Origin of the sequence: Rhodococcus rhodochrous, from assembly GCF_900187265.1 — a bacterium.
In the GTDB taxonomy this organism is placed as follows: Bacteria; Actinomycetota; Actinomycetes; order Mycobacteriales; family Mycobacteriaceae; genus Rhodococcus; species Rhodococcus rhodochrous.
The window spans coordinates 1,032,224-1,046,349 of record NZ_LT906450.1 but is presented as its reverse complement, the minus strand read 5'-3'; the positions used below and the strand labels follow the sequence as shown (position 1 = coordinate 1,046,349).

14 protein-coding genes are annotated in these 14,126 nt (G+C 66.6%); 4 read left to right on the top strand and 10 right to left on the bottom strand.

The window, feature by feature from the left end:
* Positions 1 to 25 precede the first annotated feature (25 nt).
* Positions 26 to 2,377 (bottom strand): ATP-dependent DNA ligase, encoded by a 2,352-nt coding sequence (locus CKW34_RS04905; protein WP_059381727.1) that lies wholly within the window; start codon positions 2,375 to 2,377, stop codon positions 26 to 28.
* A gap of 146 nt (positions 2,378 to 2,523) precedes the next feature.
* Between CKW34_RS04905 and CKW34_RS04900 the strand changes: the two genes are divergently transcribed.
* Positions 2,524 to 3,249 (top strand): GAF and ANTAR domain-containing protein, encoded by a 726-nt coding sequence (locus CKW34_RS04900; protein ID WP_059381728.1) that lies wholly within the window; start codon positions 2,524 to 2,526, stop codon positions 3,247 to 3,249.
* Between the two features lie 7 nt (positions 3,250 to 3,256).
* Complete coding sequence (locus CKW34_RS04895; RefSeq protein ID WP_059381729.1) at positions 3,257 to 3,571, top strand: hypothetical protein; 315 nt, start codon at positions 3,257 to 3,259, stop codon at positions 3,569 to 3,571.
* A gap of 318 nt (positions 3,572 to 3,889) precedes the next feature.
* On the opposite strand, the gene CKW34_RS04890 is transcribed toward CKW34_RS04895, so the two are convergent.
* The 3 genes from CKW34_RS04890 to CKW34_RS04880 all read right to left on the bottom strand — a co-directional run bounded on the left by CKW34_RS04890 (position 3,890) and on the right by CKW34_RS04880 (position 6,896).
* On the bottom strand, positions 3,890 to 4,546 hold the full coding sequence (locus CKW34_RS04890) for a helix-turn-helix transcriptional regulator (RefSeq protein WP_080968194.1): 657 nt from the start codon (positions 4,544 to 4,546) through the stop codon (positions 3,890 to 3,892).
* A 32-nt stretch (positions 4,547 to 4,578) separates the two neighbouring features.
* Complete coding sequence (locus tag CKW34_RS04885; RefSeq protein WP_059381730.1) at positions 4,579 to 4,779, bottom strand: cold-shock protein; 201 nt, start codon at positions 4,777 to 4,779, stop codon at positions 4,579 to 4,581.
* Positions 4,780 to 5,093: 314 nt separating this feature from the next.
* Complete coding sequence (locus tag CKW34_RS04880) at positions 5,094 to 6,896, bottom strand: glycoside hydrolase family 15 protein (protein ID WP_059381731.1); 1,803 nt, start codon at positions 6,894 to 6,896, stop codon at positions 5,094 to 5,096.
* Between the two features lie 163 nt (positions 6,897 to 7,059).
* Here CKW34_RS04880 and CKW34_RS04875 point away from each other — a divergent pair, with 163 nt between their 5' ends.
* Positions 7,060 to 8,469 carry an MFS transporter gene (locus CKW34_RS04875; protein WP_059381777.1) on the top strand — a complete coding sequence of 470 codons (1,410 nt, stop codon included), beginning with the start codon at positions 7,060 to 7,062 and terminating at the stop codon, positions 8,467 to 8,469.
* 96 nt (positions 8,470 to 8,565) lie between these two features.
* Here CKW34_RS04875 and CKW34_RS04870 read toward each other — a convergent pair whose 3' ends face one another.
* The 3 genes from CKW34_RS04870 to CKW34_RS04860 form a co-directional block, all read right to left on the bottom strand.
* On the bottom strand, positions 8,566 to 8,736 hold the full coding sequence (locus CKW34_RS04870; RefSeq protein WP_231921797.1) for a hypothetical protein: 171 nt from the start codon (positions 8,734 to 8,736) through the stop codon (positions 8,566 to 8,568).
* Positions 8,737 to 8,860: 124 nt separating this feature from the next.
* Positions 8,861 to 9,169, bottom strand: a complete 309-nt coding sequence (locus CKW34_RS04865; RefSeq protein WP_059381733.1) for an SHOCT domain-containing protein — start codon at positions 9,167 to 9,169, stop codon at positions 8,861 to 8,863.
* Positions 9,170 to 9,201: 32 nt separating this feature from the next.
* A complete protein-coding gene (locus tag CKW34_RS04860; protein ID WP_059381778.1) occupies positions 9,202 to 9,651 on the bottom strand; it encodes a DUF6325 family protein in 450 nt (149 codons plus the stop codon).
* Positions 9,652 to 9,849: 198 nt separating this feature from the next.
* Between CKW34_RS04860 and CKW34_RS04855 the strand changes: the two genes are divergently transcribed.
* Positions 9,850 to 11,241: a hypothetical protein gene (locus CKW34_RS04855; protein WP_059381734.1), complete on the top strand. Its 1,392-nt coding sequence runs from the start codon at positions 9,850 to 9,852 to the stop codon at positions 11,239 to 11,241.
* Between the two features lie 51 nt (positions 11,242 to 11,292).
* On the opposite strand, the gene CKW34_RS04850 is transcribed toward CKW34_RS04855, so the two are convergent.
* The 3 genes from CKW34_RS04850 to CKW34_RS04840 all read right to left on the bottom strand — a co-directional run bounded on the left by CKW34_RS04850 (position 11,293) and on the right by CKW34_RS04840 (position 14,061).
* The gene (locus CKW34_RS04850; protein WP_059381735.1) at positions 11,293 to 12,123 is read right to left on the bottom strand and encodes a class II glutamine amidotransferase; all 831 of its coding nucleotides are present in this window, start codon (positions 12,121 to 12,123) and stop codon (positions 11,293 to 11,295) included.
* 60 nt (positions 12,124 to 12,183) lie between these two features.
* On the bottom strand, positions 12,184 to 13,506 hold the full coding sequence (locus tag CKW34_RS04845; protein WP_059381736.1) for a diacylglycerol/lipid kinase family protein: 1,323 nt from the start codon (positions 13,504 to 13,506) through the stop codon (positions 12,184 to 12,186).
* Positions 13,507 to 13,590: 84 nt separating this feature from the next.
* Positions 13,591 to 14,061, bottom strand: coding sequence for a type II toxin-antitoxin system Rv0910 family toxin (locus CKW34_RS04840; RefSeq protein WP_059381737.1), 471 nt, complete (start codon positions 14,059 to 14,061; stop codon positions 13,591 to 13,593).
* Positions 14,062 to 14,126: the final 65 nt, after the last annotated feature.

The window sequence follows — 14,126 nt, the reverse complement described above, 5'->3', positions numbered from 1 at the left end:
CCGATCACCCGACTTCGCACGAACGTTAGCAGTCGGCGCCCGTTTCCTCTTCTCGCACCACGCTCGACGCGTCCACGTCGTCGCGCAGACCGCGCCAGCTCGCGTGCCGCACACGGTCCCCATCCGTCCATCCCCCGAATCGCACCTCCCCGACGAGTTCGGGCCGCAACCACACCGCATCGCGGCGTTCGGCGGCCGGCACCTCGTTCGCGAACGGGTTCGTGCGGCTCGTGCGCCCTTTCATGGTCTTCGTCACCGACAGGAGCGTCTCGTCGTCGAAACCGGTGCCGACCTTGCCGACGTACACGAACTCGCCGTCGTCGTCGTAGACGCCGAGCAGCAGGGAGCCGAAGGTCGAGGCACGGTTGCCCTTGCCGCGGCGGTATCCGCCGAGCACGACGGTCTGGGTGAGCCAGTTCTTCGACTTGATCCACCCGGCGCCGCGCTTGCCCGGCAAATACACGGAGTCCCGGCGCTTGGCGACCACGCCCTCCCAGTTCTTCACTCTGCTGCGTTCGAGGGCCTTCGAACCGTCACCCGGGAGCAGATCCGGGACGATCAATCCGTCCGTCGCGGCGGCGAGCGCCTCGAGGACTCGTCGGCGATCGTCGTAGCTCTTGCGCAGCAACGACACCCCGTCGAGATACAGCACGTCGAACACGCGGTACTCGTAGTTCACGCCCCGCTGCAGCATCGAGAAGCTCGTCACCCCGGATCGGTCCACGGCGACGATCTCCCCGTCGAGCACCGCCCGGTGACCGTCGAGGATCGTCGCGAGTTCAGCGAGTTTCCGATAGTCGCCGGTGACATCGCGTCCGGATCGGCTGCGGAGCCTGACGGTGTCGTCCTCGATCTCCGCGATGGCGCGGTATCCGTCCCACTTGCCTTCGAACGCCCAGTCTTCGGCATCGAGACCCGAGACGTCGCCGGGGGTCGCGAGCATGGGCGCGAGATCGCGCGGGAAGGCCTTGGACCCCGACGATCCGACGAGGGAGGCCGGCTCGGCATCGGACGACCCGGTGCTCGGCGGCGACTGGTCCTTCATACGGTGCGCCAGCCACTGGTTCTTCTCGGTGCGGATCAGCGCGTACCGTCCCTCGACCCTGTCGCCGTGGAACCGCACGATCACCTCGTCGTCCCGCCACTTCTCGGTCTCGTAGGTGCCGGTGTCCCACACGGTCATGCTGCCGGCGCCGTACTCGCCCTTCGGGATCGTCCCGTGGAAGGTCAGGTACTCGATCGGGTGGTCCTCGGTCCGTACCGCGAGATTGTTGCGCCCCGAGGTGTCCGGCAGGTTCTTCGGTACGGCCCACGAGGCCAGCACACCGTCGCGTTCGAGGCGCAGGTCGTAATGCAGGCGACGCGCGTGGTGCTCCTGGATGACGAACCTGTTGCCGGGGCCGTCCTCGGGGACGCGGTCGGGTACCGGTTCCGGGGTGCGCGACGCGTCGCGCTTGCCGCGGTAGGCATCCAGGGCGTCTCCCGACCCGGCCTTACCGCTGGACCCGGCCTTGCCGAGGGGCGGGTCCAGACCGGCGAGCAGATCCCCGAACTCGTCGATGCGGGCGAGGACCTCCCGGAACTGCAGTTGCCCGAGGTCGGGGTCGTCGAGCTCGTCCCAGCTGCGCGGCGCCGCCACCCACGGCTCCTCGCGGCCGCGCAGCGAGTACGGCGCGACCGTCGTCTTGGAACTGTTGTTCTGGCTCCAGTCGACGAAGACCTTGCCCTCGCGCGCCGACTTCGCCATCGTCGCGGTCACCAGGTCGGGCAGGGTGGTCTCGAGATTGCGTGCGACCTGCTTCGCGACCTTCGACGCCCCCGACGACGACAGCATCCGATCGAGTGGGACGTACAGGTGGATGCCCTTGCTGCCGCTGGTGACCGGATAGGCCGTCCATCCGAGTTCGGCGACGGTGTCGCGCACGTGGCGGGCGACCTCCGCGCACTCGGCCAGGCCCACGCCGGGGCCCGGATCGAGGTCGAAGACGATGCGGGTCGCGGGTCCGGCCTTCTCTCCGTCGAAACGCCACTGGTGCACGTGGAGTTCGAGGGCGGCCTGCTGCCCGAGCCAGACGAGTCCGGCGGCGGAATCGAACAGCGGGTAGGTGACCCGGCGGTCCTTGTGGTGCAGGGTGCGACGGTCGATCCAGGCCGGTGCGTGGTCGGGGAGGTTCTTCTCGAAGAAGGACTGTTCGCCGACACCGTTCGGCCACCGGTTGCGGGTCGCTGCCCTGCCCACGATGTGGGGAAGCATCGCGTCGGCGACGGCTTCGTAGTACTCGACGACCTCACCCTTCGTCGTCCCGGTGCTCGGATACAGCACCTTGTCGAGGTTGGTCAGGGTGATGCGGTGACCGTCGATCGTCCGGGTCGGCATACTCCGGATTCTGCCAATCCGGACGCGTTCGGGTGCGGTGTCGAAGGGTGACGATCGGGACTGTGCGTCCGTGAACGCCGACGCTTCGGGAAGGGTAGGTTCGGTACATCGGTGGTATACGACCGCGTTGCGGCGGGAGGTGGGACATGGCGGAGTCACAGGGTCCGACTCCCGACGCGTGGGCTGCGGTCTTCGCCCGCATGGCGGGAGTGCTGATGACCGAGCAGACGGTGACCACCGTGCTGGAGTCGATCACCTCGCTCGCCAAGGACACCCTGCCCGGATCCGACGGGTCGGGGCTCACCCTCGTCGACGAGGGGAGCAACCGGTCCACCTCTGCCGCGACCGGACCGTTGGTCGAACGTCTCGACGCACTGCAGTACGAACTCGGCGAGGGTCCTTGCCTGACTGCGGTCCGGGACTCCGTGACCGTGCGGGTCGACGATCTCGGGAACGACCCCCGCTGGCCGGACTGGTCCGCTCGGGCGGCGGAGGCAGGGATGAGCGCGTCGCTCAGTATTCCCCTGCGGTACGCGGGACGAACGCTGGGCGCACTGAAGGTGTATTCCACGCGCCCCCATGTCTATACAGCGGACAGTGAGGACATCCTGGGGCGTTTCGCCGACCAGGCAGCGATCCTGTTGGCGAACATGCACACTCTGTCGGAAGCCGAAGCGCTCGAGGAACGGTTGCTGCAGGCCCTACGCGACCGCGACCTGATCGCCACCGCCAAAGGAATCGTGATGCTGCGCGAGAACCTCGATGCCGATCGTGCCGTGCAGCGACTGCTCGAATTGTCGGCCCAACGACGCATCGCCGTACGGGAGGTGGCAGCGGAGATAGTCGCGTCGACCCACACCGAGACGGTCTGACGCCGCGATGAACTACCTTCCCGACGGCGAGCATCGCCGGCAACTCATCGCTGCGCTCCGCGCGTCGCGACTCGGCGTCGAGGAGTTGTGGCTCCGCTACTTCGCGCTCGGTGGCGAAGTGGAGAGGATGGAGATCGAGGCGTATCTCAACGGCCTGCTCCCCCTCTCCCGTCTGCAGCACGATCTGATCGCCCACGCGATCAACGAACGTCTCGACGAGATCGCTCCGCCCCGTGCGCCCTATGCGGCCGACCTCTCCGACAGGGACGACGACGGCGATCCCGGGGAATCACGAGGCGCAGGAACAGATTCCGACCGCTGAGGTGAGATGCCCGTGCGCCGAACGACCTGCAGCACGCCGAAACCCTGCCACCCGAGCAGGGGGAAATGGGCGACAGGGTTCGGCATCGCACGAATGGCCCACCTCTGATCCACCCGGCGGCGGTGACCGTCTATGCAGGGGGGTGACAGGCGATCACCGATGTTCCGAGCATACGCCGAAATGTCCTCGCCGGGGCCGAATGTGGGCACTCGAGGCTCTGCCGACAGGGCAGGTCGACAGATCCGACCCCCTGCGTCGGAAGTCTCGCACCCCGCCGGCAGAGGCGACAGCGAACGCATCGTTCGCTTCCGGTGCAGTCTATTCGTTTTCGACAGTATCGGCAGTAGTTCGATCGGACCACAGCCGATCCGACCGGGTCACGCGTGGCGCCCGGCCGTAGACGGACCGGTACTGGGCCGCGAATCGTCCGGGCGAGGAGAAGCCCCACCGCGCAGCGATCGACGCGACCGTCTCGCGGTTCGAGTCGGCGGTCTGCAGATCCCGGTGGGCCCGCGCGAGCCGTACCGACCGCAGGTATCGCATGGGTGTCGTGTGGTAGTGACGCACGAAATCGTATTGCAGGGCACGGCCCCCGATTCCGGCGGCAGTGGCGATGTCCGCCAGTCTGATCGGACGGGTTGCTTCGGCTTCGATGAACGCGACGGCTTTCCGCAACGCCGAGGGCATCGATGCGGATTCCGTCGATGCGGTCTCCAGGGCCTGCCGGATCGAGGACGGCTCACCCTCCCGATCGGACGCGAGCACGTCCTCCGCCAACCGTGCCATCGGTACGGTAGCGCGACGGGAGGCCTGGACCAGCGTCTCCTTCGCCTGCTCGGCATCGAGTCCGTACCGTTCCATGAGCACGCCCGTGGCCCGCTCGATCGCGGCCCGCGAAGCCCACACCTGCTCTTCGGTCGGACCCGCCGCAGGGGTGTGGGTCTCCTCCGCCCACTCGTTCGCCTGTGTGTCCATCACCCGATCACACCATCCGAACGTCCCGTATGTCAGCACACCTGCAGGTTGACCGCCTGTCGACCGAAGATCCCGTAACCGATCTCGAATCGGACCTGTTGGCCCCCTGTCAGGAAGCGGTAGCCGCTCCCGTCGATCTGTGAATAGTGCACCAGGATCTCCGTACCGTCGTCGTCACGGATGAACCCGTGCCCCAGACCCGCGTCGAACCACAGCACAACACCGTGTTCCATATTGCTCCCCTGCCACCGTTCGCGAGTTTCCCCGACGGAGCAAGTGACGCGGAAGCGTATCCCCTGCGCTCCCGACAGCCCCTCTGCACCTGTCATTGAAACGTGCCCGACGGGTCCGGGGAAGTGCCCCCGCCGAATCGGTGACATTCGTACGATTTCTACCGATTTCCAAGCGCATCAATGTAGTTCGTTCGATGTACAGACACCGACGAACACGGGGGCGTATCCGGGTTGTACGTACCCTCAGGATACATACAGCACGCACGGTTGCGGGCGAAGACCTTACGGACACACGATATTCGGGTGGAGTCGGATCAGACGGCCGGCGCTCCGTCGACCGGATCCGCCGCCTGCGCCCGTTCGGCGACGGTGATCGCAAAGGCCGCGCCGACGAGAGTGAGGTGACTGAATGCCTGGGGGAAGTTGCCGACCTGTCGTCCTGCCTGCACGTCGTATTCCTCGGCGAGCAGCCCCAGGTCGTTGGCGAGTCCGAGCAACCGCTCGAACAATGCGCGGGCCTCGTCGACCCGGCCGTTGAGCGCCAGGGCGCTCACCAGCCAGAACGAGCAAGCGAGGAACTGCCCTTCGTCGCCGGGAAGCCCGTCGTCGGTATCCGTCGTGGAATACCGGGACACGAAGCCGTCGCGACCGAGTTCGCTCCGGATCGCGTCGATCGTGGAGGTGACCCGGTCGTCGGTCGGCGGAAGGAAGCCGACGAGCGGTATGAGCAGCACGCTGGCGTCGAGTTCCGTGGAGCCGTAGTACTGCGTGAACGTGCCACGGACCGGGTCGTATCCACGTTCGCAGATCTCGTGGTGGATCTCGTCGCGGGTCCGCTTCCACCGCTCGAGCGGAGCGTCGAGCCCGAATCCCTCCGCAATCCGGACGGCGCGATCGAAGACGACCCAGGCCATCACCTTGGACTGCGTGAAATCTCTCCGGGGACCGCGTGTTTCCCAGATCCCGTCGTCGGGATCCCGCCAGATCTTCTCGACGTGCTCGATCACGGCCTGCCATCGGGGCCACATGCGCACCTCGATCCTGCCGAGCGCCTCGGCGCCCTTGTACGCCACGCTGAGGACTTCGCCGTACACGTCGAGCTGGAACTGTTCCGCGGCGGCGTTGCCGACCCGAACGGGCGCCGACCCCTCGTAACCGGGGAGGTGATCCACCTCGAACTCGGTCAGCCGACGTTCTCCCCTGATCCCGTACATGATCTGGACATCGGCCGGATCACCCGTTCCCGCGCGGAGCAGGAAGTCGCGGAATGCCAATGCCTCACCGGTGTATCCCCCGGCGAGCAGCGCTTCGAGTGCCAGCACCGAGTCACGCAACCAGCAGTAGCGGTAGTCCCAATTGCGCACTCCGCCGAGCGCTTCGGGCAGGGAGGTGGTCGGGGCCGCCACGATCGCACCGGTCGTCTCGTCGGTCATTCCTTTGAGGACGATCAGAGAGCGGAGCACCTCGTCGCGATACGCTCCCTTGTAGGTGCACCGACCGGTCCAGTCACGCCACCACTCCACGGTGCGCGCGAGCGCGGATTCTGCGTCCTCGACGACGGGGGCCGGTTCGAAGGATGCGTACCGGTCCAGAGCGAATCGGTATCGTCCGCTCTCCACGGCGACGAACTCGGAGTCGACGGTCCCCGCACGGATCTCCAACGGTACCGTCGTGCACAGGTGGAAGGCGTCCGGGCCGGCCGTCGCGACAGCACCGTCGGCCACCGCCTCGACCCACGGGGTGACGGACGCATAGTCGGGACGCACCAACAGATGCATGCGCATCGGCACCCGGCCGCGCAGACCCTCCACGATGCGAATCAACCGAGGTGGACCCGATCCCCGGCGAGGCATGAAGTCGATCAGGCGGACGGCACCTTCTGCAGTCTCGAACTCGGTCTCGAGTACGAGAGTGCCCTCGACGTAACGGCGGGTGACCGCCACGGGTTCCGCCGTAGGCGCGACGAGCCAGCGTCCGTGTTCCGGACCGCCGAGCAAGGACGCGAAACACGACCCGGAGTCGAACGCAGGCATGCACAGCCAGTCGATGGAGCCGTTCCGGCCGACGAGCGCAGAGGTCTGCAGGTCACCGATGAAGCCGTAATCCTCGAGCAGCATGGCGGTACCCCCGCGAGAAGAGGAGACGAGTCCTTAGATCCTCCTCTGGTCTCGGATACTAGGTCAAGGTCACGGTTTCGACTCGTCGGCGCCACTGCCGACCCTCGCGGTGGATCATGACGTGCAGAGTTGCGGCGACGTCCTTCGCGACGGGAAGTACGAGATGACCGAGAATCCGGTGGCGAGACCGTCCGCCCCCATCCGGCGAATGTTGCTCCCGCTCGCCCTCGCTCAGTTCATCTGCAGTTTCGCAGGTTCGAACATGAACGTGATGATCAACGACATCAGCGTCGACCTGGACACCACGGTGCAAGGCGTCCAGACCGCGATCACCGTGTTCCTTCTGGTCATGGCAGCTTTCATGATTCCGGGTGGGAAACTGACGGATCGATGGGGTCGCAAGCGATGTTTCGTCGCCGGGCTCGTCCTGTACGGCGTGGGTGCACTCCTCAGTGCGGCAGCACCGGGTCTGGGAGTTCTGATCCTGGGCAACTCGATCCTCGAAGGGATCGGCACCGCACTGCTGATCCCGCCCGTGTACATCCTCACGACCATGCTCTTCACCGACATGAAGTCCCGGGCACGGGCCTTCGGTGTGATCACCGGCATGGGTGGGATAGGCGCCGCAGCAGGGCCGTTGATCGGTGGACTGATCACCACCGCGATCGATTGGCGGGCCGCCTTCGTCTTCCAGGCCTTGATCGTCGCCGCCATCGTGGTCCTGAGCCGAGGATTCGAGGATCCTCTGCCACCGGATCCGACCACACCCTTCGACGGGATCGGTGCCGTCCTGTCCGCTGCGGGTCTCGTCTGCGTCGTCATGGGAATTCTGCAGGCGGACAACGCACTCTCGGTGTCCGCCGGCCTCATCGGCCTCGGAATCCTGCTCATCGTGGGATTCTTCCTGCACGTACGGCGATTCGAACGGGTCGGTCGAGTGCCCCTGTTGTCGACCGGCCTGTTCCGCAATCGCACGTCGAATCTCGCGCTCCTCACCCAGAACATCCAGTGGCTGTTGCTCATGGGCGTCGCGTTCGTCGTCTCGGCATTCCTGCAAGTGGTCCGCGGCTACAACGCCATCGAGACCGGCGTCATCTTCACCGCCGCCACTGCCGGCATCCTCGGGTCCTCGCTGTTGGCGGAGCGATTGGCCGACAGGCATTCACAACGCGCCCTCATCATGAGCGGCTTCGTCGTCACGCTCGCCGGCATCGTGGTCCTGCTCCTGCTGGTGCGTGCATGGACCAGCGCATGGGCGTTCGCCCCGGGCCTGCTGCTCATCGGCGTCGGACTGGGCGCGATGCTCACTCCCTCCGTGAACGTCGTGCAGTCGGCGTTCCCGGAGGAACAGCAGGGTGAGATCTCGGGCCTGTCGCGCTGCGTGTCCAATCTGGGTTCGTCCCTGGGCACTGCCGTGGCAGGCACCGTCCTCGTCGTCGGCCTGGCCACGCCGGACCGTTCGTATGCGGCGGCGATGATCGTGCTGGCGTGCATCGGACTCGTCGGGCTCGTCGCGTCCGCGCTCCTTCCCTCGAGCTCGAGCACGGCGCCTCCCGCCTCCGGAGCACAGTGACCACCGCAGAGCGCAGTAAAACGGCAGGGAGCACAGCGCCGCACACGTACCGGACGAAACCTGCTCTGCGTCAATCGATGCAGTGCGTCATCGGTATCACGTCGACGGCGGTTGCGCAGACGGCGGCCGAGGGGACGACCAGTTCTCCAGCTCGACTTCCCCGGCGTCGACGTCGTGCCCGAAGAGTTGACGGGCCAGCACCCGAGCACGGTCCTGCACCTCCGCCGGGGTGAGGTCGTCCGCCAGTACCAGCGACAGCCTCGCCACGCAGTCGGTCGGTTCGTCGGCTCGGTGTACCGTGCACCTCCAGTCGCCCATGAGCCTCGTCCCATCGCATCGTTCGTCGCGTCGGAACGGTCGTACCCACTCGTGCCGGAAGCCGCACTCGTGGTCAGGATGCGAGAATTCTCGCCTTCTCCCTCTCGAACTCGGCCTCGGTGAGTACGCCCTGCGCTTTCAGTTCGGCGAGGTCCTTCAGCGCCGCGATGCGGTCCGTCCCGCCAGGAGGCGGAGCAACAGGAGGCGATGCGGGCGTCGGTGCAGGTTCGGGTTCGGGTGCGTACTGCGCGGGCCGACCGTATACGGCCTGCCCCTGCGATGCCCACCGTTCACCCTGCCGACGGGAGACGCGGTTGGAGACGGCCGTCGCCGTCCCCGCGACGACTGCGGTACGAGCCACCCCGCGGAGTAGTCCTGGCATATCGATCTCCTCGTGTATCTCGTTTGCTCGAGTCACATTTCGACGTCGAGCTTCTCCAGCGAAGCCAGGATGCTCTGGACAGGGATACGCCCGGACGCGACGAGTTCGGCACCGTTGTGACGCAGTGCCCGGGCCAGCGGAGCAGCCCAGGTGTTCTCGTAGACGAGCACGGCCGCCGAGCAGCCGGGTTCGAGCGCGGCGCCCGCTTCCGAGAAATCGGTCTCGTCGAGCAACCCCGAGGACACCTCCGCGAACAGGGTCACGTCCACCTCGCCCTCCAGCCCGACCTCCGAGATGTCGACTCCGGCGACCGAACCGTCACGGTCCTTGCGGACGAACGCGAGATCGAGTACCCGGATGATGCCTCGTTCGACGAGGTCGAGCAGCAGCGGTAGCGCAGAACCGTTCGGTGGTCGGTCGGCAGGGAATTCGATGACGAGATAGTCGACCGGTCCCATCTCGTCGATGTCCGATTCGGTCACCTGGAACCTCGTTTCCATCAAAGATCATCCGCGGAAGCCGAAACGGACTTCCGACGATGCCTTCGTGAACAGGTACCCCCGTGTTCGAGTATGACCACTCGGCGGCGTCTTCAGTAGCGAATAGGGCCGAAAGTCCCTGCCGGAGCCGATTCGGGGCGGCGCATACTGAGTCCGGCCCCGAAAGGGGGCGAGTCAGGGATGACCATCGACACCGCTACAGGCGGCGACGACCTCCGGCCCGCTCGGCTGGACGAGGACGAGCGCGCCGAGCTCGAGCAGTTGCGCGCGGAGGTCGCGACGCTCCGCGAACGAGCCGCACCCGATACGGAGACCGTTCCCGGCACACGACCCGCGAGACACGGATGGCGCTGGGCCGCGGTTGGGCTGCTCACCGTAATGGTTGGGGTTCTGGCCGTCCTCTCGGTCACCGCACGGTTCGTGCGCGGCGAAATCCTCGACACCGACCGGTACGTGACCACCGTCGCCCCACTGAGTTCGAATCCCGCCATCCAGACGCAGATCGCGAATTCGGTCACCGACGAGATCTTTACGCGCGTCGACGTCGAAGGTCTGACGACCGACGCTCTGGTTGCTCTCACCGATGCCGTTCCGGCCGCGGAGAACGCGCCACGCGTCGACCGCGCCGTCGAGGGACTGGCACCGGTGATCACCGGGCAGGCGCGGACCTTCGTCGACGAGACGGTGCTGTCGCTCGTGCAGAGCGAGCAGTTCGAGGACCTGTGGATCCAGGCCCACCGCGGTGCCCACAACGCATTGGTCGCGGTCGTGACCGGGAACGTCGGACCGTCGTCGGTGACGGTCGACGATTCGGGCACGGTGAGCATTTCGCTCGGCGCGGTGATCGACAACGTGAAGGGACGTCTTCTCGACCGCGGTTTCACGTTCGCAGAGAAGATCCCCAGCGTCGACAAGCAGTTGGTCCTGTTCCGATCACCGGAACTGGTCCGGGCGCAGCGGGCCGTGAACACTCTCGACAATATTTCGGATGTGCTGCCCTGGATCACCCTCGCCGCTGCTGCCGCCGCAGTTGCTGTCGCGCCGGCCGGCCGTCGCCTACGCGCACTCGCCTTCGTCGGCCTCGTCCTGGTGACGGGCATGTTCCTCCTGGCGGTCGCGATCATTGTGGCTCGGTCGCTGTATCTCGACGATGTCCCGCCCGACGTCCTGTCGCCGGACGCGGCGGCCGCCATCATCGATACGGTGCTGGTGCCGCTGCGGACCAGCCTTCGGGCGGTCGCGGCGCTCGGACTGGTGATCGCTCTCGGTGCCTACCTCACCGGTGGCTCGCCCTCCGCCCGGACCGTTCGGCGTGGGTTCGGCCGCAGCCTCGATGCCGTTCAGCGACTGCGACAGCCACGTTCTCCGAACCCCTTCGAGGAAAACGCTTTCCGCGCCCGCATCGCCATCCGATCGGTCGTCATCGGAGCGGCCGCACTGCTCGTGATGTTCTGGCGTTATCCCACCGGACTCGTGGTCACTCTCATCGTGCTGGGTGCGGTACTGGCACTGCTCGCTCTGGAACTGGTGATCAGGCCCGCCCGCAACCCTGAGAACCAACCGACGACCTGATCGTTGCCGCCCTCGGCGGGAGTGACTCCTGTAGCGGGGAATTCGTCGTGATCACATCGAGTGCACGGGCGAGATCGGCGCGAACGGTCGGAACTCCTGTTCGCTCCCCTGGACGACGCCCGCGCTCGACTCCGGAACCTCCAACCAGGCCCCTTCGAGATCCCGGAGGGGTTCGGACACCACGAATCGGGTGTCATCCCCCAGCTTGTACAGCACTTCCACTTCAGGATGCTGCGCCCGTATCGCCTTGATGTCGGCCGAGTAGAACAACGAACGTGTCTTCCGTTCCGTCGAATACCGGAACACCCAGACACAGCTGCCGTCGGTAGTGGCGAGCGTACCCTGCATAGGGTTCTCGATGCCCATGCGAGCTCCGACGTCCTCCACGAAGCCGACGGCCTTCGCCACGCCGGTGAACGGGTCGTCGGCGAGGCCGAAGGTGAGCGCGAGGTAGAACAGCATCTCCGAATCCGTCGACCCCCGGATCGCGTCGTAGAGACTCGCATCGACGGCCATCGCAAGATCCCGCTTCATGAGGTGGAATCCGCGCACCGCCCCGTTGTGCATCCACAGCCTGTTCTCGTAGCGGAAAGGATGGCAATTGGTGCGCTGCACCGGGGTTCCCGTCGAGGCGCGGACATGCGCGAACATCAACGGCGTGCGGATCTGCGTGGCGAGCTCGCGGAGGTTGCTCTCGTTCCAGGCGGGTTCGATGCACTTGAACAATGCCGGTCTCGGGCCTTCGCCGTACCAGCCGATACCGAAGCCGTCCCCGTTCGTGGTGGTCGCGCCCATCTTGGAATGCAGGCTCTGATCGATCAGGGAGTGCACGGGCCGGAAGAGCAGGTCGTCCATCAGGACGGGATCACCGGTATACGCCATCCATCTGCACATCCCTCCATTGAAGTCGCGGGATACGCCGGAATGTGAGATCCGAAGAGTTCAATTCGGCCACAATATCTTCCGCAACCGAACAGAATCGAGGTGCGGGGGCGACACACGCGCTCCCGGACGGTTGCGGGGAACACGAACTCGTAGCGCTCCGGTGGAGATCGTGCATCGGACGGGTGTCGACAGCATCACCGACTCACCGTCGACTCCGACCGGAATCTCCGGTACATCCGCATCGACGACCACTTCTGTGGCGGTGCGCTGCAACAGGCCTCGGTTGTGGGTGCGACGGAACAGGCCGACCGCCTGGCGTGCGTTCGAGACCGAGATCGCGACGACACCGAGCCGGCCGCTGTCCAGGCGGGGCCGTCGGCCCATTCCTGCCAGGTCGTCGAAGGCGTACGGACCGTTGCTGACCAACACCGTCTGAGGTCCCTCGACGGTCTCGGTGTCGATGTGCGCCCGCAGGCCCGGCCTGCCCTGCTCACCGAGCAGATCGGGCAGCATCTGCAGCACCGTCGCCGTCTTGTCGGCACGGTACTGAGGGCTCCGCACCACCTCTGCGTAGACCCCGAAGGACGCATTGTTGACGAACGGCCGCCCGTTGATCCGGCCGAGATCGACGCGCAGTTCGACCCCGTCACGGAGGGCGTCCAGACCCGCAGCGGGATCCTCCCGGTCGAGCCCGAGGTCGAGAGCGAAATGATTCCGGGTTCCGGCGCTGATCACCACGAACGGAAGTCGGTGGTGCGCTGCGACCGCCGCGACGAGGGCCTGTGTTCCGTCGCCACCCGCGACACCGAGCAGGTCCGCCCCTCGTTCGACGGCCTGCTCCGCCAGTTCGGTGACGTCGAGTTGCTGCGGTCCGCTCAGCAACACCACTTCGGCGCCGAGTTCCTCGGCCTTGCGCTGCAGGTCGTAACGGACGACCTTGCCGCCACCCGAGCGTGGATTCATGACGAAGAACGGATGCTGCACGGGAAGGGCGGGGAACTCCGGCTGCGGGGTCACGCGCTCGTCTCGCAGGGCGTGGCGGCCGCACGCGACCGCCACGGCGACGAGCAGTACCGACGCGACGGCGACCCACAGGTGACCGGACGCCGCGAAGACGACCACCACGACCACCGGCGCGAGAACGGTCACGGCCAGAGCCGCCCCGCGGATCACGCCCCGGTGGGTGAGGAACCAGTAGGCCCCGGCGACGGCCAGAGCTGCGCCGGCCGCCGCGACCAGCAGCAGCGCGACGACACCTCGCAGACCGGCTTCCACGAGCGGCAGCACGATCGCCGCGATTACGCCGAGACAGGCCGCCCACGCCCACCACCGCGATTCGGCGGCATGCCCACCGGTACCCGGGTCGTGATCCTCGGACATGGGCGTCGACCTCGCATTCGCGTCGAGTACCGAGCACTCGGCGACGGATCCGATCCGCGGCCGGCCGCGGTTGTCCTTACGGGTCTACGCCTTTCCCGGGGACGTGTCCAGAGGCGTCAAGTTCCCGCCGTAGCGGCGCGCGAAGGTGTCGAGCGACGACTGCAGGTCGCCGTGCAGGGCACGCGCCACCCCCGACCCGATCGGACCGAACAGGGGTGCACCGCCGAGGTCGATCTTCATCGACAGCGTCGAACCGTCCCCGCGGGCGGCGACGGCGAGCCGCATCGAGAACTTCGTGCCGCCCTTGCCGGTTCCCTTCAGCACCACGTGGTGCGGCGCGTCCAGTTCGACGATGGTCCACGTGACGCGGTTGCGCATGCCCTTGACGGATACCACCGACTGCAGGGTGGTGCCCTCGGCGAGGGTGTCCGGCAGGTCGCTGCGCCACCCGTCGTGGATGCTCAGCCACTCCCCGAACGATTCGAGGCGGGAGGCGTGTTCCCACGCTGCGTGCGGGTCGAGCGGAAGGTCGGTGGACACTTCGAGTTTCGCCATGGTCCGCAACAGTAGACGGTCCGTTCCACCGGCGGGGCACCTCGACACGACGGTGGCCCGCCCCC

Bases quoted from the DNA above. Each gene is read 5' to 3' on its own strand.
- CKW34_RS04905 (WP_059381727.1), bottom strand. From the start codon at position 2,377: ATGCCGACCCGGACGATCGACGGTCACCGCATCACCCTGACCAACCTC.
- CKW34_RS04840 (WP_059381737.1), bottom strand. From the start codon at position 14,061: ATGGCGAAACTCGAAGTGTCCACCGACCTTCCGCTCGACCCGCACGCA.
- CKW34_RS04865 (WP_059381733.1), bottom strand. From the start codon at position 9,169: ATGCCAGGACTACTCCGCGGGGTGGCTCGTACCGCAGTCGTCGCGGGG.
- CKW34_RS04875 (WP_059381777.1), top strand. From the start codon at position 7,060: ATGACCGAGAATCCGGTGGCGAGACCGTCCGCCCCCATCCGGCGAATG.
- CKW34_RS04890 (WP_080968194.1), bottom strand. From the start codon at position 4,546: ATGGACACACAGGCGAACGAGTGGGCGGAGGAGACCCACACCCCTGCG.
- CKW34_RS04850 (WP_059381735.1), bottom strand. From the start codon at position 12,123: ATGGCGTATACCGGTGATCCCGTCCTGATGGACGACCTGCTCTTCCGG.
- CKW34_RS04895 (WP_059381729.1), top strand. From the start codon at position 3,257: ATGAACTACCTTCCCGACGGCGAGCATCGCCGGCAACTCATCGCTGCG.
- CKW34_RS04845 (WP_059381736.1), bottom strand. From the start codon at position 13,506: ATGTCCGAGGATCACGACCCGGGTACCGGTGGGCATGCCGCCGAATCG.
- CKW34_RS04885 (WP_059381730.1), bottom strand. From the start codon at position 4,779: ATGGAACACGGTGTTGTGCTGTGGTTCGACGCGGGTCTGGGGCACGGG.
- CKW34_RS04855 (WP_059381734.1), top strand. From the start codon at position 9,850: ATGACCATCGACACCGCTACAGGCGGCGACGACCTCCGGCCCGCTCGG.
- CKW34_RS04880 (WP_059381731.1), bottom strand. From the start codon at position 6,896: ATGCTGCTCGAGGATTACGGCTTCATCGGTGACCTGCAGACCTCTGCG.
- CKW34_RS04900 (WP_059381728.1), top strand. From the start codon at position 2,524: ATGGCGGAGTCACAGGGTCCGACTCCCGACGCGTGGGCTGCGGTCTTC.